18 protein-coding genes and 2 pseudogenes are annotated in these 19,834 nt (G+C 52.1%); 12 read left to right on the plus strand and 8 right to left on the minus strand.

From position 1 onward, the window contains the following. Positions 1 to 11: 11 nt before the first annotated feature. The 3 genes from tssC to tssA all read right to left on the minus strand — a co-directional run bounded on the left by tssC (position 12) and on the right by tssA (position 3,100). Positions 12 to 1,499, minus strand: coding sequence for a type VI secretion system contractile sheath large subunit (tssC, locus tag AB9F29_RS15200; RefSeq protein ID WP_369756298.1), 1,488 nt, complete (start codon positions 1,497 to 1,499; stop codon positions 12 to 14). A gap of 3 nt (positions 1,500 to 1,502) precedes the next feature. Then, the gene (gene tssB / locus AB9F29_RS15205) at positions 1,503 to 2,015 is read right to left on the minus strand and encodes a type VI secretion system contractile sheath small subunit (RefSeq protein WP_039002360.1); all 513 of its coding nucleotides are present in this window, start codon (positions 2,013 to 2,015) and stop codon (positions 1,503 to 1,505) included. Between the two features lie 77 nt (positions 2,016 to 2,092). Continuing rightward, the gene (gene tssA, locus AB9F29_RS15210; protein ID WP_335586700.1) at positions 2,093 to 3,100 is read right to left on the minus strand and encodes a type VI secretion system protein TssA; all 1,008 of its coding nucleotides are present in this window, start codon (positions 3,098 to 3,100) and stop codon (positions 2,093 to 2,095) included. A gap of 322 nt (positions 3,101 to 3,422) precedes the next feature. Between tssA and AB9F29_RS15215 the strand changes: the two genes are divergently transcribed. From AB9F29_RS15215 to AB9F29_RS15235, 5 genes are read left to right on the plus strand one after another with little or no spacing between them, the layout of a single operon-like run. Further along, positions 3,423 to 3,860 carry a hypothetical protein gene (locus AB9F29_RS15215; RefSeq protein WP_335586701.1) on the plus strand — a complete coding sequence of 146 codons (438 nt, stop codon included), beginning with the start codon at positions 3,423 to 3,425 and terminating at the stop codon, positions 3,858 to 3,860. Positions 3,861 to 3,863: 3 nt separating this feature from the next. Then, positions 3,864 to 4,484 carry a MotA/TolQ/ExbB proton channel family protein gene (locus AB9F29_RS15220; protein ID WP_369756299.1) on the plus strand — a complete coding sequence of 207 codons (621 nt, stop codon included), beginning with the start codon at positions 3,864 to 3,866 and terminating at the stop codon, positions 4,482 to 4,484. 34 nt (positions 4,485 to 4,518) lie between these two features. Beyond that, positions 4,519 to 4,941: an ExbD/TolR family protein gene (locus tag AB9F29_RS15225; protein ID WP_369756300.1), complete on the plus strand. Its 423-nt coding sequence runs from the start codon at positions 4,519 to 4,521 to the stop codon at positions 4,939 to 4,941. Then, the gene (locus AB9F29_RS15230; RefSeq protein ID WP_369756301.1) at positions 4,938 to 5,342 is read left to right on the plus strand and encodes an ExbD/TolR family protein; all 405 of its coding nucleotides are present in this window, start codon (positions 4,938 to 4,940) and stop codon (positions 5,340 to 5,342) included. The genes AB9F29_RS15225 and AB9F29_RS15230 overlap by 4 nt, the downstream gene beginning before the upstream one ends. After that, positions 5,339 to 6,763: a DUF4384 domain-containing protein gene (locus tag AB9F29_RS15235; protein WP_369756302.1), complete on the plus strand. Its 1,425-nt coding sequence runs from the start codon at positions 5,339 to 5,341 to the stop codon at positions 6,761 to 6,763. Before AB9F29_RS15230 ends, AB9F29_RS15235 begins: the two co-directional genes overlap by 4 nt. Positions 6,764 to 6,786: 23 nt before the next feature. Here the strand turns inward: AB9F29_RS15235 and AB9F29_RS15240 are convergent, their stop codons facing one another. The 3 genes from AB9F29_RS15240 to AB9F29_RS15250 all read right to left on the minus strand — a co-directional run bounded on the left by AB9F29_RS15240 (position 6,787) and on the right by AB9F29_RS15250 (position 11,665). After that, positions 6,787 to 8,316, minus strand: coding sequence for a caspase domain-containing protein (locus AB9F29_RS15240; RefSeq protein ID WP_369756303.1), 1,530 nt, complete (start codon positions 8,314 to 8,316; stop codon positions 6,787 to 6,789). Continuing rightward, positions 8,317 to 9,393 (minus strand): OmpA family protein, encoded by a 1,077-nt coding sequence (locus AB9F29_RS15245; protein ID WP_335586707.1) that lies wholly within the window; start codon positions 9,391 to 9,393, stop codon positions 8,317 to 8,319. A gap of 898 nt (positions 9,394 to 10,291) precedes the next feature. Next, on the minus strand, positions 10,292 to 11,665 hold the full coding sequence (locus AB9F29_RS15250) for a glutamine synthetase family protein (protein WP_369756304.1): 1,374 nt from the start codon (positions 11,663 to 11,665) through the stop codon (positions 10,292 to 10,294). Between the two features lie 339 nt (positions 11,666 to 12,004). On the opposite strand from AB9F29_RS15250, the gene AB9F29_RS15255 reads away from it, so the two are divergent. Further along, the gene (locus AB9F29_RS15255) at positions 12,005 to 13,357 is read left to right on the plus strand and encodes a glutamine synthetase family protein (RefSeq protein ID WP_369756305.1); all 1,353 of its coding nucleotides are present in this window, start codon (positions 12,005 to 12,007) and stop codon (positions 13,355 to 13,357) included. 94 nt (positions 13,358 to 13,451) lie between these two features. Here the strand turns inward: AB9F29_RS15255 and AB9F29_RS15260 are convergent, their stop codons facing one another. Continuing rightward, on the minus strand, positions 13,452 to 15,080 hold the full coding sequence (locus tag AB9F29_RS15260) for a BCCT family transporter (RefSeq protein ID WP_369756306.1): 1,629 nt from the start codon (positions 15,078 to 15,080) through the stop codon (positions 13,452 to 13,454). A 180-nt stretch (positions 15,081 to 15,260) separates the two neighbouring features. Then, positions 15,261 to 15,881: a YdeI family protein gene (locus tag AB9F29_RS15265; RefSeq protein WP_369756307.1), complete on the minus strand. Its 621-nt coding sequence runs from the start codon at positions 15,879 to 15,881 to the stop codon at positions 15,261 to 15,263. 168 nt (positions 15,882 to 16,049) lie between these two features. Between AB9F29_RS15265 and AB9F29_RS15270 the strand changes: the two genes are divergently transcribed. The 6 genes and pseudogenes from AB9F29_RS15270 to AB9F29_RS15295 all read left to right on the plus strand — a co-directional run. Continuing rightward, positions 16,050 to 16,592 carry a sigma-70 family RNA polymerase sigma factor gene (locus tag AB9F29_RS15270; protein WP_369756308.1) on the plus strand — a complete coding sequence of 181 codons (543 nt, stop codon included), beginning with the start codon at positions 16,050 to 16,052 and terminating at the stop codon, positions 16,590 to 16,592. Further along, on the plus strand, positions 16,589 to 17,287 hold the full coding sequence (locus AB9F29_RS15275) for an anti-sigma factor domain-containing protein (protein ID WP_369756309.1): 699 nt from the start codon (positions 16,589 to 16,591) through the stop codon (positions 17,285 to 17,287). The genes AB9F29_RS15270 and AB9F29_RS15275 overlap by 4 nt, the downstream gene beginning before the upstream one ends. A gap of 171 nt (positions 17,288 to 17,458) precedes the next feature. Next, positions 17,459 to 18,028, plus strand: a complete 570-nt coding sequence (locus AB9F29_RS15280; RefSeq protein ID WP_369756310.1) for a fasciclin domain-containing protein — start codon at positions 17,459 to 17,461, stop codon at positions 18,026 to 18,028. Between the two features lie 70 nt (positions 18,029 to 18,098). Beyond that, positions 18,099 to 18,566 (plus strand): peptide-methionine (R)-S-oxide reductase MsrB, encoded by a 468-nt coding sequence (gene msrB, locus AB9F29_RS15285; RefSeq protein ID WP_369756311.1) that lies wholly within the window; start codon positions 18,099 to 18,101, stop codon positions 18,564 to 18,566. Between the two features lie 100 nt (positions 18,567 to 18,666). Next, positions 18,667 to 19,117: pseudogene (locus AB9F29_RS15290) on the plus strand (IS21 family transposase); the annotation flags it as partial. Between the two features lie 297 nt (positions 19,118 to 19,414). Beyond that, a pseudogene (locus AB9F29_RS15295) lies at positions 19,415 to 19,715 on the plus strand (ATP-binding protein); the annotation flags it as partial. Positions 19,716 to 19,834 lie beyond the last annotated feature (119 nt).

A 19,834-nucleotide genomic window follows, 5' to 3' on the forward strand; every position in this document is an offset into this window, starting at 1 on the left:
CGCGCCAAAGGTCAGGATTTTTCTGACGGTAGCTTTGAAACTAACCGCAAAGAAGCCGAAAGGCCTTCAAGTTGGTAATGCGGCCGCAAGAAAAATTTCGAAGTGTAGTACCCTGGATTTCCTTCGACTTCCTCAACCACAACACTTGCTGCAGCAAGCGGCTTGCGGGCTTTTTCGCCCTCGCTTGAGATATTCGATGAGTGGTCGATATATTGGTCGATCCATTTTTGTAAAAAGAGCTGCATATCTTCGCGGCTTTTGTACGACCCGACCTTGTCACGCACCATACACTTCAAGTAGTGCGCAAAACGACATGTCGCAAAAAGATACGGCAAACGTGCCGCAAGGTTTGCGTTTGATGTCGCATCCGGATCATCATATTCCGCCGGAAGGTGCAGAGATTGCGCGCCAATAAAGGCCGCCATATCTGTATTCTTACGGTGGATAAGAGGCATCAACCCGCCTTTGGCAAGTTCTGCTTCGCGACGATCCGAAATACCGATTTCGGTTGGGCATTTCATATCAACGCCGCCGTCATCCGTTGGGAAGGTGTGTGTTGGCAAATTGTCAACTGTCCCGCCGGATTCAACGCCCCGGATACGACTACACCAGCCATATTCCTTGAAGGAACGGTTGATATTGGTCGCCATGCCATATGCCGCATTTACCCAAGCAAAGTTTTCGGATTCAGCATTGCCAGTGTCTTCTTCAAAGGCAAATTCCTCGACAGGATTGGAATTCGCGCCGTATGGCTGGCGGCCAAGGAAACGTGGCATTGTCAGGCCAAGGTATTTTGAATCTTCTGATTTGCGGAGGGAATTCCACGCGGCATATTCAGGTGTGCCGGTGATTTTGGTCAAATCACGTGGATTCGCCAATTCCTGCCAGCTTTCAAACTGCATCAAAGAAGGGTCAGCGCCCGTGATGAACGGCGCGTGTGCCGCTGCGGCGACTTTGGCCATTTCGCCAAGGAGCTCAACATCAGGAGCGGAGTGGTTGAAGTGGTAATCTCCCACCAAACAGCCATAAGGCTCGCCGCCAAACTGACCGAATTCTTCCTCGTAGAGCTTCTTGAAGATCGGTGATTGATCCCAAGCTGCGCCTTTGAATTTGCGGAGCGTTTTGTGCAAATCCTTTTTCGAGATATTCATGACGCGAATTTTCAAGTTCTCGTCTGTCTCAGTGTTATTCACCAGATGATGAAGGCCGCGCCATGCGCTTTCCAACTGCTGGTATTCTTCGTTGTGAATGATCGCATTGATCTGAACGGACAGTTTTTTGTCAATTTCGGAGATGATAGATTCAATCGATTGAAGTACATCGTCAGAAATCAGACCCGTGTTCGCAAGCGCATGTTGCGCAAGTGTTTTAACCGCAGTTTCGACCGCAGATTTTGCAGTATCAGTGCGCGGCTTAAATTCTTTGGTCAACAGGCTCGCGAAATCGGCTTCTTGAGTTTGTGTCGCGCCAACTTCGTCGACTTTTGCTTCTTCAGCCATGGGTTATTCCTCCCCTGCGTCTGCATCTGTAGCAGCAGGAATTGCCGCCAGAGATTTCAGAAGTTCAGGATTATTCATTGCGTCGGCGATCAATTCTTCGGCGCCAGGCTTGCCATCCATGTATGTCATCAGGTTTGACAATTCGTTGCGCGCATCCATCAACGCTTTGAGCGGCGCGACCTTGGCGGCAATGGCACCAGGTGAGAATTCGTCCATGCTTTCAAACGACAAATCAACCGACATATTGCCTTCGCCTGTTAGGGTATTAGGAACGGAGAATGCAGCGCGTGGCTTCATCGCCTTCATGCGGCTATCAAAATTATCAACGTCGATTTCCAAGAACTTTCGGTCAGCAATGCCGGGTTGTGGCACTTCCGATTTTCCAGCGAGGTCCGACATAACGCCCATAACGAAAGGAAGTTGAACTTTTTTCTCGGCACCATACAATTCAACATCGTATTCGATCTGTACGCGTGGCGCTCGGTTTCGCGCAATAAACTTCTGTGAACTTGACATATATTTCTCCGTTTTGTTGGACTTAGCGGTACATTTTCACTTTCGGGCCCTCGTGGCGGCAAAGTGCCTCGGCCTTGTTATTCTTCGTCGGAAATCCCCCCAACCCGCATGACATTATCAACTCCGTCAGGGGCCATATCCTTCATGATGGTCAAGAAATCAGCGCCAATCAAACGTTTGGCGCGGTGCAACATTACCGGGACGGGGCTGGAGGGTTCGTTGGCCGAATAATAGGCCAGAATCCTGTCGATTGCATTTTCGACATCTCGGCGTGTTGAAATTGTACCAGCGGGTGCAGAGGTTGCCTTGACGGGCGCGACGCCGCCCTCCTCAACTTCTTCTGCGATTTCTTCAACGTCCGCGCCAACCTCATTACCCAACCGCACCACAGCACGATTGACCATCTTCACTAGGGGCGAAAGATCAGGACCAAGGCCCGGAATTTTCTCATCGAAGATACCGTCAATTGCGCGCACGTCTTCAAGTACGGCAAGGGCGCTATCGTAAATGAGCCTCAATTCTTCACTGTCAGTGTCTTGAAATGCTGCAGAAATCCCAGCGGCATCGAGCGTCTGCTCAGCGCCCGCAGAGGCCGTGGCCTCACCCTCTGAAATCGCAATATCGCGCAACGAAATGCGTCCAAACGCCTGACTCATAGTCAGAGGCGCGAGGCGAATCCATTTGAGCATCATATCGGAATCAGACATTCCCAAAATTGTATTCACACGCAGCGTCGGATCATCATCATCTTCGTCATCCAACTGTGGATGGCAGCTTTCCCAATACTGCTCCAAACAGCCCCGAATATAGCCCGTGACATCCGCAAGTCCTTCAAAGCCCTGCGTGCGCACACGAGACGCCGCCAGATACACAGCCGCACGCAAATCGTGACTACGCTCCAAAACGGCCGTCGCTTTTTCAATTATTTCCGCGTCTTTGGGCGCCTCCGCCTCAATGATCTGATCTCCAACTTGACGCTCTTCGCCGGGCTGTACCGCAAGCAGCAAGGAGGCAAAAATAGCGTCATATTCTAAATCTTCACCACTCGGAGCATCATCTCCGAAGTTTACTAAAAGCGAATTCAAATCAGACTCCCCCGACAATTTGGGCTCACAGAACCCCAAATCTATTATTAAACCAGATTACAGTACAATCTTTTTGAGGTGCAGGACCGCAAAACACCGCTCCGGAATATTATTATAAAAGAGCCAATTAGCTCATGAAAATAGTTTTATATAAGCACGAGTTTGAACTCCTGCGGGTCTTGTTCGCAATATCAGCCCTTACGCTATCAGATAAATCAAACATTTCCAGAAGTTATCTGATGAATGAGAGAGAAAATATTCCTTGACCGCTCCGAGTCTCTCCACGCATCGTGAAAAGGACCGAGGTAGAGGAGCCTAATCCATGAATTCTTTTCGTACCGCTGCTTTAATAGCAGGCGCAATTGCATCTTCAATGTTCGCGCATCCCACACTCACCCGCGCGGATACAGGACAGCTCTCAATTGAGTTGAATAAATTTGAATCAAATGAGAATGGAGGATGCCAAGCCTTCTTCCTCTTTCGCAACCAGACGGATCTGACTTTCGAAGGTTTTGAAATGTCCTTCGCCGTTCTCAACAATGAAGGGGTTATTGATCGCCTCCTCACAATCGACGCGGCCCCGCTTCCAGCCGCGCGCACGACTTTGAAACTGTTTGAAATTCCAGAAACGACCTGCGACGGAATATCAGCGCTTTTGTTGCATGAGCTTGCCTCTTGTCGCCCACAAAACGCCGAGGAAATGGATTGTTTTCCCCTCCTTGATTTGATCAGCCGCACCAACGCCAGTCTGGAGAAATAGCCTATGCAACAGCTCCTCGGAATCTTGACCAGTGGGGGGCCCATCGTTCTGGTTCTTCTCGTTCTTTCGGTGTGTTCTCTGGCGCTCATTGGTGTCAAACTCGTCCAGCTTCGGGGCACAATTTCCAATGGTGAAGCGCAGAAAGCCGCGCTTGAAAAATGGGCCACGGGCGACAAACGCGCAGCCATTCAATGCATGGAAACAGCGGCGACACCTGCTGACAACATTACCCTCGTAGCCATGCAGGCTTTAGCGTCGGGCCAAAATTCGGATGCCATCGACGGCGATCTAGAATGGCGCGGCAATCAAGAAATATCCGGCTTGCAGCGGCACATTCCGCTTTTGGAATTGATCGCCATGATCAGCCCTTTGTTGGGTCTGCTTGGCACAGTCCTCGGCATGATCCAGTCGTTTCAGGAACTCGCTTTGGCGGAGGGTGCCGCAAACGCGTCCCTTTTGGCGGCCGGTATTTGGCAAGCCCTTTTAACCACAGCAGCGGGCCTCTTGGTCGCGATTCCTGCGGCCGTCGGCGCGGCCCTTCTCAATACGCGCGTCGAGCGGGTGGCCCAGCAAATTGAATCCTCAACAGGCCAGCTTTTTGCACTGAACCAAAAGAAACCCTAGTCAAAACGACACCCAATTTTCAGAAGGAAGCGATATGCAACTTACGCGAGTCACTGAGCCCAAAAGGATCATATCCTTAGTGCCTATGATTGACGTATTGCTAATCATGTTGGTGTTTTTCATGGTGACATCAACATATCTCAACCTTGGAATGATCCCCGTTGTGAAGTCCTCTGACACCACAATTACACCGGAAAATGAGGGAGCTCCTTCTGCCAATGCCCCTCTGCTCATTCGGTTAAATTCTGACGGGCAGCCCAGCCTTAAAGGGCAGAAAGCGCGCCTCCCCGACCTCGCCGCGCTCCTAACCACCCAGGTCGCGCAATTTCCGGAAACTTCCGTTTTGATCTGGCCATCGCCCCACGCGAAGACCCAATCCCTCGTTTCACTGCTCGACACAATAACGGATTCGGGCGTCACTCAACTGCGCATTTTGCAATTGGCTGCGGTCGAATGAAACTCGCCCGTCGCCCCCGTCGTCTTCCTCCAGAAACCATCATTCCGCTCATTGATGTCGTGTTTTTCCTGCTCATTTTCTTCATGCTCATCGGTCGAATGGACGCCACCGCCCCTTTTGCAGTTTATCCCGCTTTCTCCACCACAGGCACCGAGATGCCCGGTGGCGGTGCGACCCTTTCAATTGGTGCGCAGGGCGAACTCGCTTTAAATGGCGCCGAAGCCGCATCGGACTCCCTACTTGGGCAACTTACCGTCAGCCTTGCGGACGATCCGAACTTGCTGGTGCGCATCAACGCACATCAGGATGCCGACCTTGCGCATGTCCTGCCGTTAATGGCAAAAATTGAAGCCCTAGGCGCGCGCGACTTGGTGCTTGTTGTGACGCCAGAAATGCCATGAACACGCAATCCAAAACATTCTGGCTGGCCGCCATGGCCGCCTCGGTTGCCCTCCACTTCGTGGCGCTCGGAGCCATCGCATATCTCGTCACGCCCGATCCGTTTGAGACACAAAACCTCCCTAAATCTCAAATCGACATCAAAACACAAGACGTGAAACGCGTCGCAGCTCAGGAAACGCAAACCGCACCTGAGGCAGCAAATGAAAGCAAACCCGAGTCCAAAACTCTGGGTCTGGGGGCCTTTCCCAAATCAAATGCCGCTACCCTACAAACAGCAGGCCTTTCTGTGCCGACCAAGCCATTGCCGTCGCAGAAAACGAGCCCCTCCGAGGTACCGACAATTCCCACAGCACCAGTGGTTCCCCAGAAAACACAGATCGCAACATCTCTCCCGAAAGCGGTAGCGGAGGCCGCAAAACCTCCGCCCTCAACGACCATCAAATCGACCCAACCCCGGGGTGAAACCTCCGCACAATTGAAAGCCCCGGCACAGGAAAGCAATGCAATCCCCGCAACAGGCGAAGCCTCCATTTCCACGTCGCCCTCCGATCAAGCTATACCCTCGGCCTCTCTCGACATACCTTCCGAGCAGGGACAGGCCTCCCTCGCTTGGTCTGGTGGCGACAATGCCGTGGTTGAAGCGGCGTCACTCAGCGCAATTCAGGCGTTCATGCAACCTAGTGATCTGATGCAAGCCGGTGGTGCCCATAGTGAAGTACGAGACGGGATTGCAACCATTCTGGCCTCCGTTCCCTGCGCACGCTTGCAAGCGACATTTCTGCCCGAAACTGGACAGCTTGAGCTGCGCGGCCACATTCCTGAAGATGCCTTGCGCGGGCCCGTATTGGCCGCGTTAAAACAACAGATTGGCAGTGCAATTCCTGTTACGGATCAATTACTTATTCTACCTAGACCGCAATGTAGCGCCCTATCTGGTATTGCCGATGTGGGCCTTCCCCAATCGACCGAACAACTCACAAATCCGCGTGTGATTGGCGCGTCTGGATTTGCCCAAAACTACACGTATTTCGCGGGTCAACGTCTTTCGCTTGAACTGGTGGCACCCGACTACGACGGCTATGTTTACGTCGATTTTTTTACAGCCGATGGCATGGTTATCCATCTCCAACCCAACGAGATTGTCCCGCTTGAGTTTTCTAACGCCAAAAGCCCCCTTTCGGTGGGCACGGACCGTGGGGACAAGCCCTCGCTTGAGCTGACAATCGGGCCCCCATACGGGCAAGAAATCGCGGCGGCCTTTGCCTCGTCTGTCGTGCTTTATGATGATCCGCGCCCCATGCAAGAACCGGCCGAAAACTATCTCGAATTCCTCAAAGCTCAGGTTACTGAGGCGCGAGAACAACACAAAGACTTCAAGGGGGAATGGGTGTATTTTTTCATCTCAACCGCCGAACAATAACCGCGAAGTAACGCGTGGCACGCTTAGGGTAAACATCCGCCCCCAGCCCAATGACGTAATCCTTGCTTGAACGCTCCACCTAAAGGGTGCGATTTCGACAGGGAACGTTCATTGCTGGCTAGGAGGTAGGTTTTCCCCTGCGTGCACAACGCTTCAGCAGTCCACTCGTGGCAATTGGAGCACGTTTTCCCATTCCACGCTTCCTCGGGCAAGCCTTCAAAAGGCGGGAACGCAGGCGATCCCTCAATGAGTTGCGCAATGCTTCGACCAACCACCTCTGGATCTTGCGAGGTAAGTGGTGTCGTGAACGTCACGTCTTGCTGCGAGCTTTCGACAGCGGCCACGGAACTCTCTGGAGCCGCGACGGGCGCATCCGCTGCCGCGGCTTTTTGGTCAAGGATATCCAGCTCAAAACCCGCAAGTTCCGCATAGATACCGTTGGGATAAGCTTTAAGATAGGCCTCATAATCCTCGGATTTCCCCGAGCTTTGGGCGGCCCCAATCAAGGTTTCCTCATCCGCAATTGAGCCCGTATTCTCAGCGACTTCAGGCTCAACGGTCGGCGCAGCAACCTGTGCCGTAGTGGTATCATTCTCGCCACCCGCCAACTCGGCGCGCATTATCTCATTCAACAAATCCCGCGCCTCTACCGTGAATATGCCTGCAGGGTAGGCTCGCAAAAACAACATGATAGGCACCGGATCGTCGCTATGACGCACGGAATCCCACAGTTGTTTTTCCTGCACTTGCTCTTGGGTCAAAGGCTGCGACGCGCGAAACGCAAAATCTGACGTGAGCGACGATGTATCCCAGGGCGTCTGTTGACCATTCGTGAGCGCAACAACTTCAATCCGAACGCTCTTGAATGTCTGCTCAAGGGATACGCCCTCACGTGTAATTTCCGTCGCTAAGGTTTTGGTAAACGGGCTGTTTCCATCTAATCCGTCGAGCGCAACGGCCCCAGGTGCCGTGGAATAGGCCAAAAACGTGCCACGAGGGGCGTTCATCTCGGCAAGGCCGTTGTCATTCAGAGCTGGAATTGACTCAAACGGATTGTTGCGACACGCATCCAAAATCACGATATTCGTGCGATTGCTGGCGGAAAACATTTGTCGCAAAACGGCATCTGCAGGCACACCGACCAAACTCAAATCGGCAGCATCCGTTAGCTGCGTGTCGACGGGAAGCAAGAAGTTCGAGCCAAAAGACTGAACCGCGTGCCCTGCGTAGTAAAACAGCCCCGTTGTCTCTTCTCCGCCGCTGCGCAGATCGCGGCCAAACTGTGCAATGGCACGGTTCATGTCGATTTGAGAGGCATCGGTGACAACGCGAACGTCAAAGCCGCTTTCGATCAACGCAGTTTCCATAAGATGCGCGTCGGACACGGGATTGTCGAGTTGCGTCACGGATGAGTAAGCCCCATTTCCCATGATGAGCGCGACCCGTGGCTCGGCCAAACTGGTCTGTGCGGACATAGAAAATGCCAGAGCACACACAAGCCAAGCGGCGGGTCGCGATAGGAATTGAAGAATGGGACTTACAACGTTTTTCATTTAGCTACCTAATACCTTAAATTCGATCCGGCGGTTTTTGGATTTCCCCTCACTGGTATCGTTCGTGGCAATGGGGTTACTTTCGCCGTAACCTTTGCTTTCCAACATGTCAGGATTAAGGCCTTTAGCGAGCAAATAATCGACAACAGACGCCGCTCTCGAACGGGAAAGACGCTCGTTCTGTGCGTCCCCACCATCAGAATCCGTGTGACCGCCGACCTCGATTTTCAAATCGGGGCAACGGGCGATGATCTCTGCGAGGCTATTTAGCAAGGGAGCGCTCGTGTCCTGTAGGCGGGCGCTTCCGGAGGAGAAATAGATGCTGCCAGTGCGCGAAAGAATTTCAAAACGCCCTTCACAGGCTTTCTGATCAAAATTTCCGACAACTTCTAGGGCGACAGAGGCGGGCTTAGCTGGCTCGGATGATATGGGTTCCACGGCAGCTTGCGATGTGGCGCGCGCGAACAAGAAGTCAAACGATATGGTCGCCGACGGGACGATATCAACGTTTGCTGCCTCTTGCAATTTGGCCAAACCATCGGTGAGATCAAAATCTTCTACGGCTACCGAAATCGGCGTCCGGCTTGCAATTGATACAAGGTCGTCGCTCAACAACGTGACGGTTGCCACAGTTTCAAATGTTTTCGAAACGCCATGTAAATCAATCGAATATGTCAACGGGATCTGCTTGCGGCGGACCTGCGCCAAATCGGTCAAATCTGCGGGGTTGATCTGGGTTGTGATTGTCGCTTCGGGAAATTTGAATGTTTCAAAGAACAGAAAACGCATCCGAACATTGCGTAAATCAACTTTCGTATCAACTGAATCAAGCAGCACCGACATTTTGGCAAGGCCATTTTCATCGATTGTGCCCGCTAATGTGGCAAAGCTGCTGGACTCAACTACGGTCTGCTTTTTAACAGATTGAAACTCCAAGGATGAAGCTTCGGGTTGGAGATTCCAGCCACCTGAAAATGGACCAGCCTGAGCGTTTACAGGCTCTGACAGCCCAACCGCCAACGCCAGAATAACAAGGAAAACTCTGGCTAAAACCAGCCCCAGCACATTACTTCGCATTCTTACGTCCTCCAAAAAAACCTCCAAGATCTATATTCTAGCCTTGGTTAAATATCGAATAGTATTAATGCCATGTGAACCATGGCCACTCAGAATTGGCGCGCAGCCGCGACATCAACATTCTCGTATTCCCGTTATGGCACAGTGCGCCTGCCACGACCATTTACTCTTCCCAAAATGAAAGAAAACTTACTCAATTTTGCACCACTATACACTCCCGCGCCATTTTCGCCACAGTTTTACCGTTTCAATTACGGTCCTTTTTGACCCGTAGATGCACCGCCTTAATGCTGCCGGCTAAGTAGAATTTACGCGTATCGCAACGGCGGTTCCTTCTGAGGTTTCGGATTGCCATTTCTCCCAAAAATGGTTGTAGCAACCCCTCCGCTAGCGCTTAGTCTCACCAAAGTGTCCAATTAGTGATACTTTCAATCAACAGAGGGTGTGCCCAATGCCTCTGACTTTCAAAGCGGGCCCTCTAAAAGCGGCGCTGGTTCTTCCAACCGCTCCTAGCAATAGGCAGCAAAAGGATCACGATTATATTGTTGAAAGCAATCAATTGCGGGAAGACGGTGTGCTATTCTTGTCCTTTTTGACGAAAACGCGGTCCGAAATGCGATCCAACGCACCAATTCCTTATTCCATGCAGCGACCGGAGATGGAAAAAACTTCTCGATAGGATGATTGCTGTCACGCACCAAGTTGAGGATTTAGCGACTTGCGAATTGAAAATTTCACTCTCCCGCCGTCATGCCGTTTCCGAACGCCAAACATATGCCGTGCATGCTATGCTTTGTTTTCTAAATCTATCGCCGACGGTTCAACGCTTAGTCCCCGCTCGCCGAAATACAACGCTTCGGACTCCTTGTGGATCGAAAAGCAGGGTGCCATTAATTTTCTATACGTTCAGCAGCAAGTGCTCCCGTTCCCACGGGCTGATCACACGCAAAAAGTCGTTTTGTTCCGACCGTTTAATTGCGATGTAAAGCTGACTGAATTCGACCCCAAGCAGTTCCTGAACCTTGGGCGCGTTCTCAAAGGCCTTCAATGCTTCCTTCACATCATGGGGCAATTCATGGGGCAAATCGCCCGCGTCACTCACGATTGGTTTGCGGGGTTTGAGCTTCTCAACCATACCCAAGTATCCACAGGCCAGGCAAGCAGCCATCGCCAAATACGGATTGGCATCCATACCCACAACCCGACATTCCACACGTCGCGATCCAGGCTTGGAGATCGGAATGCGCAAGCCCGTCGAACGGTTGTCTGTGCCCCATTCAAGATTGATCGGCGCGGATTCCCCCGGCACGAGGCGACGATAGGAATTTACATAGGGCGCGAGCAGGCACACCACCGAATTCAGGTAGGTCTGTTGCCCTGCAAGAAAGCCATGAAAAAGCTCAGTCGCTTGATCGTTTTGATCATTAAACACACTTGCGCCCGTCTCGATATCGACAACGCTTTGATGCACATGCATCGCACTTCCGGGCTCGTTTTCCATCGGTTTTGCCATGAAGGTTGCATAGCAATCGTGCCGTAACGCCGCCTCACGAATGGTGCGTTTAAACATGAAAACCTGATCCGCAAGCTTTAGGGGATCGCCGTGATTTAGGTTAATTTCAAGCTGCCCTGCCCCGCCCTCTTGCATCACGGTATCGATTTCAAGTCCCTGTGCTTCGGCGAAATCGTAGATGTCATCGACCACGGCGCTATACTCGTCGACGCCGCTAATGGAATAGGCCTGCCGCCCCACTCCTTGGCGCCCCGAGCGTCCAATCGGCGGTACAATCGGAAGATCAGGATCGACATTAGGCTTGGTAAGATAGAACTCCATTTCAGGCGCGACCACGGGTTTCCACCCGCGCGCAGAATAGAGATCGAGCACTCGTTTTAGTACATTGCGCGGTGCCAAACCGCTAAGTTTTCCATCTTGGGTATGGACGTCGCAAATTACTTGAATGGTCACATCCGACGTCCAAGGCACCGCCCGCGCGGTCGACAAATCCGGCACCAAAACCAAATCGGATTCCGCCCAAGCATTTGCAATGGCGACGTCTGCATAGCCTCCAGTTATCGTTTGAAAGAAAATCGACGTTGGCAAAAACATGGTTTGCTCACTGGCAAATTTTCGGCCCGGCATGGCTTTTCCACGCCCAATGCCAACCATGTCCGGTACAACAGCTTCAATTTCTTCTGGGTTGCGCCCCGCCAACCATTCCTGAAGGTGATCGGGCAATTGCGCGACGATGGATTTTATCTCTGTTGCTCGCATTTTAGGGGACTCCTGTGAAAGCTAAAAACTGGCGGGCATGGACGCCCATTGCAACTCACCACATATTTGATCAAATTATTTTAAAGCACTGGGCACGTGTTAGTATATGGAAAAGTGTTGACAAGAACCCTACAAAAACAGCCCCATCGCGCGCGAAATTGGAAAAGAAACGGGACGGGTGCTTTTAGGAAATCGAAAGGGTTTTTCATGTTCAATCTTGACACAAATTCAATATTTGATCAAATTATTCCTGAAGACTAAATCGAGAAATTGCAAACGATTTTTTCAAGGACGAGCAACTAATTTGACGCCGAGATTGCGGCGCTTGAGGTTAATAGAATGCCAAAGACACCCAGCCCTGAAGATCGTAAAATCCTTCTAGATTTTCTAGCCGAGAACCCAGACCTTGAGCGCATTGAGCTCCTGTTCCCAGATATGCACGGGATCTTCCGTGGCAAATGGATGCCACCGGACGGAGCGAGGAAGCTCCTGACGCGGGACGTGCGCCTTCCTATTTCCTCGTATGCGCTGGATGTGTGGGGGCACGACGTGAACGAAACCCGACTGGCCCTCGCCACTGGCGACCCTGATGGTTATGGCGTTCCCGTCATGCGCACGCTCAAACGGCTACCTTGGACCAAAACACCTGCGGCCCAGCTCTTGATGACGTTGGAAACTGAAGACGGCGCGCCTTGTATCTATGACCCGCGCCAGCAATTGTCGTCGATGGTTGAGCGCTTTGCCGCAATTGGGCTGACCGCAGTTGTGGCCGCCGAAATGGAATTCTATCTGTTTCGCAAACGCAAAAACCTGGGCTCAGCGCCCATCCCCCCGATTGGCTCCATGGGTACCCAGCTCTATGATTTGGATGCGATGGATGAGTTGGAAGACGTGCTGCGCGAAATCCGCAGGGGGTGCGAAGCCCTAGATCTCCCCGTGGATATTATCATTGCCGAGTCAGGTTCCGGCCAATTTGAAATCAATTTCAAACATGTTCCAGATCCGATTGCGGCGGCGGATTACGCCATTTTGTTTAAGCGCCTCGTTTGGGGATGTGCGCAACGCCACGATTTGGAATCGACCTTCATGGCGAAACCCTATGGAGACGACGCCGGAAGTGGGATGCATTTCCACGTAAGCTTGATCAATGAAGACGGCGAAAACATCTTTGCACTCGAAGATGGTGGCAAAGAAAATTTGCACCACGCCATCGGCGGACTTTTGTCGACCATGCGGGAATTACAGGTGATTTTCGCGCCGCACCTAAATTCCTATCGGCGGTTTCAAGAAGGCAGCCATGCACCGCTACAGCCAAATTGGGGCTTAGACAATCGCAGCGCCAGCGTTCGTGTGCCCGAAAGTCAGGGACCAGCAGCCCGTTTTGAACACCGCATTTCAGGGTCGGATGTAAACCCCTATCTCGCGCTGACAGCCATTCTGGGTGGAGCGTTGATTGGATTAAAAAACAAAATTGACCCGGGGAAGCCTATCGATGAAGGGGGGGCAATCAAACAGCGCCTGTACGGAACTTGGGTTCCAGCCGTTGACGCGTTTTCACGCTCGACTGCGGCTGTGGATGTGTTTGGAAAAGAGTACCGAAGGGTCTTTACCGCTTGCTGTCGGGCAGAAATTCAAAAGCTTTCTGCTATGGTTACCGATGTGGAATATCAAACTTATTTGGACCGTATATAGCTGGTTCGGAAGAATCCAGACGAGCCGTGGCCGTTGAGGCTTCGCAATTGTGAAGTGGTGTCTGGCCCCCAAAACAGGGAGCCAGACGGAACGTTTAGGTCATTGCTTTAACGTATCTGCGCATACCGATATAAAGGCTAACACACATCGCAAGGAGAACGATGGTGAACGGGAAGCCCGTCGAAACAGCCATCGCCTGAAGTGCCGTAAGCGCGCTGCTGCCGCCAACAAGGAGCAGAGTCGCGGCAACCACACCTTCGAATATACACCAGAAAACGCGTTGGGGTACGGGGGCGTCAATCTTGCCACCAGCGGTAATTGTGTCGATCACTAGCGAACCGGAATCCGACGACGTCACAAAGAACACAAGCACCAGCACGATACCCAGAAGCGACGTAATCGACGCAAAGGGCAACTGTTCCAGCATGACAAAGAGCTTGAGTTCTTGTGCGACACCAATCACGGGAGCCGCCGCATCTGCCATCACTTGCGATACAGCAGCACCACCAAAGGCACCCATCCAAACGACACTGGCGAGCATTGGGATAAGGATAACGCAGGTCAGGAATTCGCGCACTGTCCGGCCACGAGAAACCCGCGCAATGAACATGCCCACGAAAGGCGACCAAGAAATCCACCATGCCCAATAGAACGCAGTCCAGCCTTGCATGAAGTTGGTGTCGTCACGTCCGAAGGGATTAGAGAGAGGGATGATTTCGCGTGCATAAGCAATGCCACCTGAGACAATCGTATCAAAGATTATGGCTGTCGGCCCAACGACGATTACGAACAAGAGGAGCAGCAAGGCGAGCCCAATGTTGATCTCAGATAGGATTTTAACCCCACCATCGAGGCCGCGGATCACTGAAATGGTTGCCAGTGCGGTAATAACCGAAATGAGGACGACCTTGGCGATATTGCCAGTGCCCCAACCAAAGAGGAAATTGAACCCAGCAAGTGCCTGTTCGGTGCCAAAGCCAAGTGAGGTGGCAAGACCGAAAAGCGTGGAGAACACGGCGAGAGTGTCAATGACGTGCCCCGGCCAACCCCAGACCCGTTCGCCCAAAAGCGGATAAAACGCCGAACGCAATGTCAGCGGTAGACCGTTGTTGAAAGTGAAGAACGCCAGCGACAGGGCAACGATTGCATAGATTGACCACGGATGCAGCCCCCAGTGGAAGATCGTAGCAGCCATACCAAGATCGCGTGCGGCGATGGTGTCACCAACCGCAGCACCAAGGGGGGCCCAATCGGTACGCGCGCCAGCCTCAACCGTTGTGCCGCCCATCGAGGATGCAAAATGCGACATCGGTTCGGACACGCCGAAAAACATCAGGCCGATACCCATACCGGCGGCGAAAAGCATGGCGAACCAACCGAGGTAGCCATAATCGGGACGCGCCTCTTTGCCACCAAGCCGGATTTTACCCATGGGCGAAAGCACAAGGAACAGACTGAAAAGTACAAAAACATTCGCCGCACTTAGAAAGAACCAGTCGAAACTCGACGTTAGAAAATCACGGAGCCAACTGAAAAACTCTGTGGCTGGGCCTTGCATCAGCAGAGTTGCGATGACGAAAGCGATGATAGCAATACTCGAAATCCCGAAAACCGGATTGTGGATATCAAAGCCGAATGGTGTGACGTTGTGTTGCCCTATCTCAAAGTCTGTATCAATAGGCTGAGGCACGTCCGTGCTCGGGTCGTTTGTGGAATCTGTCAAAAGTTATCCTTCCAGAACCGACGCGAGTCGCTTTGGACAATGTCCTGCAACTGGCGATTCAAGTCGCGTTTACGGAAAATCCGCCTAAGCCGACAGTAACAGGCAAAGGGAAAAAAAGCAAACGAAGTGGGTTAAGGCCTTATAATTCGCCGCTTATTTGGACTGTTGGACGGATATCGTTCACCTTTCCATCGCGCCTTTGCCCAAGATAATTTTGTCACGGAACTTCTCAATACGCGTGGTGCGTGTCGCAGACGCTTTTGCACCATTGAGATTAATCACGTAGCTTCTTTGACGACTTGGTGTCAGTTTGTGAAAGGCCTCGGCCAGTTCGGGATCGATATCCATGGCCTCAACCAATTCATCCGGCAACTCAATTTTCACTGGCTCTTTGATCGGCAATATCCCAGCATCCGCATAGCCAACCGCTTCTTCTAAATAGGAAACGATTACCGGTTCCATTCGTTTCACTGCGGCACCGTCTGTGAAGCTCATCATACCTACATTTTGCGTGTTTGGACCTCTTTTCACGAGGACATTTTCGGGATCTTTCATCAACGCGGGATTAAAGTAGCTCAACCGAAAGTCGCCACGGAATGCGCCGAGTAACGCAATGTTGCGCCCGTTGTGCATATAGCACGGATGGCCCCATTTAGCCGTTTCCACAAGCCCAACATCTCGACAGATTTGGCGCAAGTGCTTGAGCCCATCCGCCCATTTACGCACCGAGCAATCTGGCGTAGCAAAGCGTTTGCAGCGCCCACAACCAATCAAAAAATAGTCCTCGGGATCTGTGATCATAGCGTTAGCTTTCCTTGGTCTCGGAAATTTATAACCCCCCACTCCTGAAATAAGAAAAGAATTTGAGCAGAGTGTCTAGCGGTAGGTTTAGTCGATTTCGCAATGGTGTTTGCGTAACTATTTGACTTGCTCGTTTACACGGTGCTGGCCTCGCATTAGCGTAGCAAGATGAACACTGTCGCTGACATCGAGGATTTTATTGTACGCACCGGTTTGGGCGACCGCGCGGCGTTTTCTTCCCTTTATTCCGCGACCTCTGCGAAACTTTTTGGTATTTGCCTACGTGTCTTGAACAATAGGGCCGAAGCAGAAGACGCCTTGCAGGATGTTTTTGTCAGGGTTTGGCAGAAGGCAAACAGCTATGTCGTCAACGGTTACAGCCCTATGACGTGGTTGATTACGTTGGCGCGAAATCTGTCAATCGACAGACTCAGAGCCCGCAAAATCTCCACCGCGTCTATCGAGGATGTTGTCGAGCTAGCCGATAGTGGACCGACACCAGAAGCCGCCGCAGTGCAAAGTTCCGAACGCACGCAGATCGATAACTGTTTGGGCGAACTGGATGTTGACCACGCCGCATCGGTACGCGGCGCTTATCTTGACGGCGACACATATCAAGACTTGGCAGACCGCGCGGGTGTGCCGATCAATACAATGCGAACATGGCTTCGTCGAAGCCTTGCGAAACTGAAAGACTGTTTAAGCAGATGACCCAATCGGGCGATCATAACGACGACGATATTACCCTCGTGGGGGAATATGCGCTGCATCTTCTGGATGCGGAGAGCCGTCTTGCGTTTAAAAAGCGTCTAAGTGATGAGCCCGATTTACGTGTTTTGCTGCGCGAGTGGGACGAAGGGCTTGTGTATTTGGCGGATGATATCCCCGAAGTCACGCCCCCCACTCACCTCAAAAAATCCATTGATGCGCGCCTCTTTGGGGCCGACGAACCCGCTCCAAGGTTTTCGCTGGCGTGGTTCTTTGGCCGCAAGGGCAGCGTGTTTGCCGTCGTTGCGATGCTGGTTTTGGCCGCGTATTTCGGCCCCTCCATGCTGGATGATACACAGGCGCCGACCTATACCGCCGAGATTGCAGCAGAGGATCGTGCGCTGGTCGTCACGGCAAGCTTTGATCCCAACTCTGGCGAAATTGATATCAACCGGATTGTTGGCTCTGCCGCCGAAGGGCGGGTTCTAGAGTTGTGGCTCATTGCCGACGGAGCACCTGCGCCTGTGTCTCTGGGTGTCTTGCCGGCGAGCGAAAATGCGATGATATCCGTGTCGCAAACTCTTATCGCAGCTATGAATGGCGGAACGCTTGCGATCAGTGACGAGCCCACTGGCGGCTCCCCCACTGGAGCGCCAACAGGGGAGGTTCTGGCTGTTGGAACGATCATTTCGTCCTGATTGGATGAGCGCTCAACGGGTCCACTCGGCCAGTTCAAAACTTTATTTAACTTAAATTCAAAGAATTAACGACCATTTTCCGTTTCTTCAAATTACTTTGAAACTTTTCATTGGTGGGTTGCGTGTCTTCATCACAACCAAAACAAACCAACCCTTGAAAAGGAAATCACAATGAAACTCTCAATCGCAAAAACGACTTTCCGTGCGTTCAACGTTGCCGTTGTTGCTGGCTTCTTGTCGACGGCTGCATATGCCGAAAACCCAATGGTAGGCGGCGCTGCCATGTATGAGTCCAAAAATATTGTCGAGAACGCTGTAAACTCGGAAGACCACACAACTCTCGTGGCCGCGGTTCAGGCCGCTGGCCTCGTTGAGACGCTTCAGGGCGCAGGTCCCTTTACCGTATTCGCCCCCGTAAACGCCGCATTTTCTGCACTTCCTGAAGGCACGGTCGAAACCTTGCTGATGCCAGAAAACAAAGCCACCCTAACCAAAGTCCTCACATCGCATGTGGTTGCGGGCAAATGGTCCGCCGCTAATATCATCAGTGCTGTGGGTAAAAGCTCTGATGGTTTCTATCACTTCGAAGCTGTCTCGGGCGATGCCTTGTCCGCGCAAGTCAAAAATGGCAAAGTCTATATCTTTGATGAAAGCGGCAACGCCAGTCTTGTCACCATCGCTGACGTGAACCAGTACAACGGCGTTATCCATGTTGTTAACCGTGTTCTTTTGCCTAAATAAATAATGTCGCCCACTTCCGCGTCTAAATTGCGAGAGTGGGCACGCCCTGAAATCCAAATTGGAGGCTCTCATGAAACGCCGAGTATTCTTTCTGTCCGGAACCGCCGCCGTGGTGGCTACAAAACTTCATGCCACCGAAGGCGCGTTTGAAATCACGCGCAGCGAAGCCCAATGGCGCGCGCAGTTGAGCAAAGTAGAATACCTTGTGATGCGCGAAGAAAAGACTGAGCCCGCAGGCTCTAGCCCATTGGACAAGGAAACCCGCGATGGGATTTACGCCTGCAGAGGTTGCGATTTGCCGCTCTATGATGCCTCGACAAAATATGACAGCGGCACGGGCTGGCCGAGTTTTTATAAATCCTTGTCCAATGCCGTCAGGACCAAGGATGACAACACGTTTTTTTCAAAACGCACAGAGGTGCATTGCCGTCGCTGTGGAAGCCATTTAGGTCATATCTTTGACGACGGTCCGAAACCGACGGGCAAGCGCCATTGCCTCAACGGAGTCAGCCTTTCTTTTCAAATCGCACAGATGTGAACGGCAGAGCAATATGGCCCGCAGAAGCGGCTGCATATCGCAGTTGTAGCTCAGTAGAATTCCACCAGTTTGTGTCCCTCGTTTACTCGGAGGGCGGGAGATATATTCTGTGGATATTTATAGTCGTCTGCGTCGTGCTTGTTTGAAGGACGGTATGTCTGCTCGAGAAGCCGCGCGTTATTTCAACAAGGACCGTAAGACGATAGCGAAGATGCTGCGCATGGACAAAGCCCAAATCAAAAAACCGCGTCACACAACCAAGCGCATCTTTGTGCGCCTGCGGGATGAGCCTGCCGCATTCTAACGCAGTTTTTGTGAAGAGATACCCTGCGGAGACAACCGAGCCGTTCTGTGATGGCCACGTGTCTGCCTTTGCGTTCTTTGATGGCATCCCGCAGTCCATTCTTTATGACAATACCAAGATCGCTGTTGCGCGTATCCTTGGAGTCCGACCCCGTGTGCGGACACCGAGTTTTACCGAGTTGCAATCGCATTGCCTGTTTGATGACAAGTTCGGCAGGCCTACGCGAGGGAACGAGCGAGGAATTGTCCGCCATTGGTCCGAGGGCAATGGCGAGGGTGCAAGTTCTACGCCTGCTGGAAACCTTTGAGTAGGACGTTGAGCTGAGTGCGATCCAGCAGGCGGTTGATATGGGGCAATAGGCTACCCCTCTCGGTGATGCACGCATCTCCTGCCGGTCAATGGATGCCGTAAAGCATCTTGTGCTGTGCCGTTTTGAGAAGCGGCCACCAAGATTGGATTTGGACTTCTACCTTTATCTGCCAAAGCCAAATGTTGGCACAACACGTCCGGCAAGCTACATGAGCCTGATGGGAGGGGCCGTGGCATGACAGGGGCTCCCCAAATCCTTCTGCAACATCACCTTAAGAAGTTGCGCTTGCCGACGTTCCAAGTAGAATACGTAAAGCAAGCGCAGATATGTGCTACTGAGAACAACCCCTCTCGTGCATTGCTGTGCAATGCCCTGTAGGGCAATGGATCACGTTCATTACCTGGCACGCCTGTGTGAGATGGAGTTTATTGATCGCGAGCGCCGGATGATTGAACGGCGAATCAAAGCGGCGAAGATCCCCAGCACCAAAAGCCTAGATAGCTTTGACTTCAGGATCATACCCAGCTTAAACAAGCCACTGACGTCAGACACTAATGAGATTAGCAGCCTGACATGAAGCCCTGATCCGCCTTAACAAGGCTGCAAACTGGTCGAAAACTTTGGACCACCTCCTCTGAGAGAGTCCTCGGAAAT

The sequence above is a fragment of the Falsihalocynthiibacter sp. S25ZX9 genome (assembly GCF_041205405.1).
Classification (GTDB): Bacteria; Pseudomonadota; Alphaproteobacteria; order Rhodobacterales; family Rhodobacteraceae; genus Falsihalocynthiibacter; species Falsihalocynthiibacter arcticus.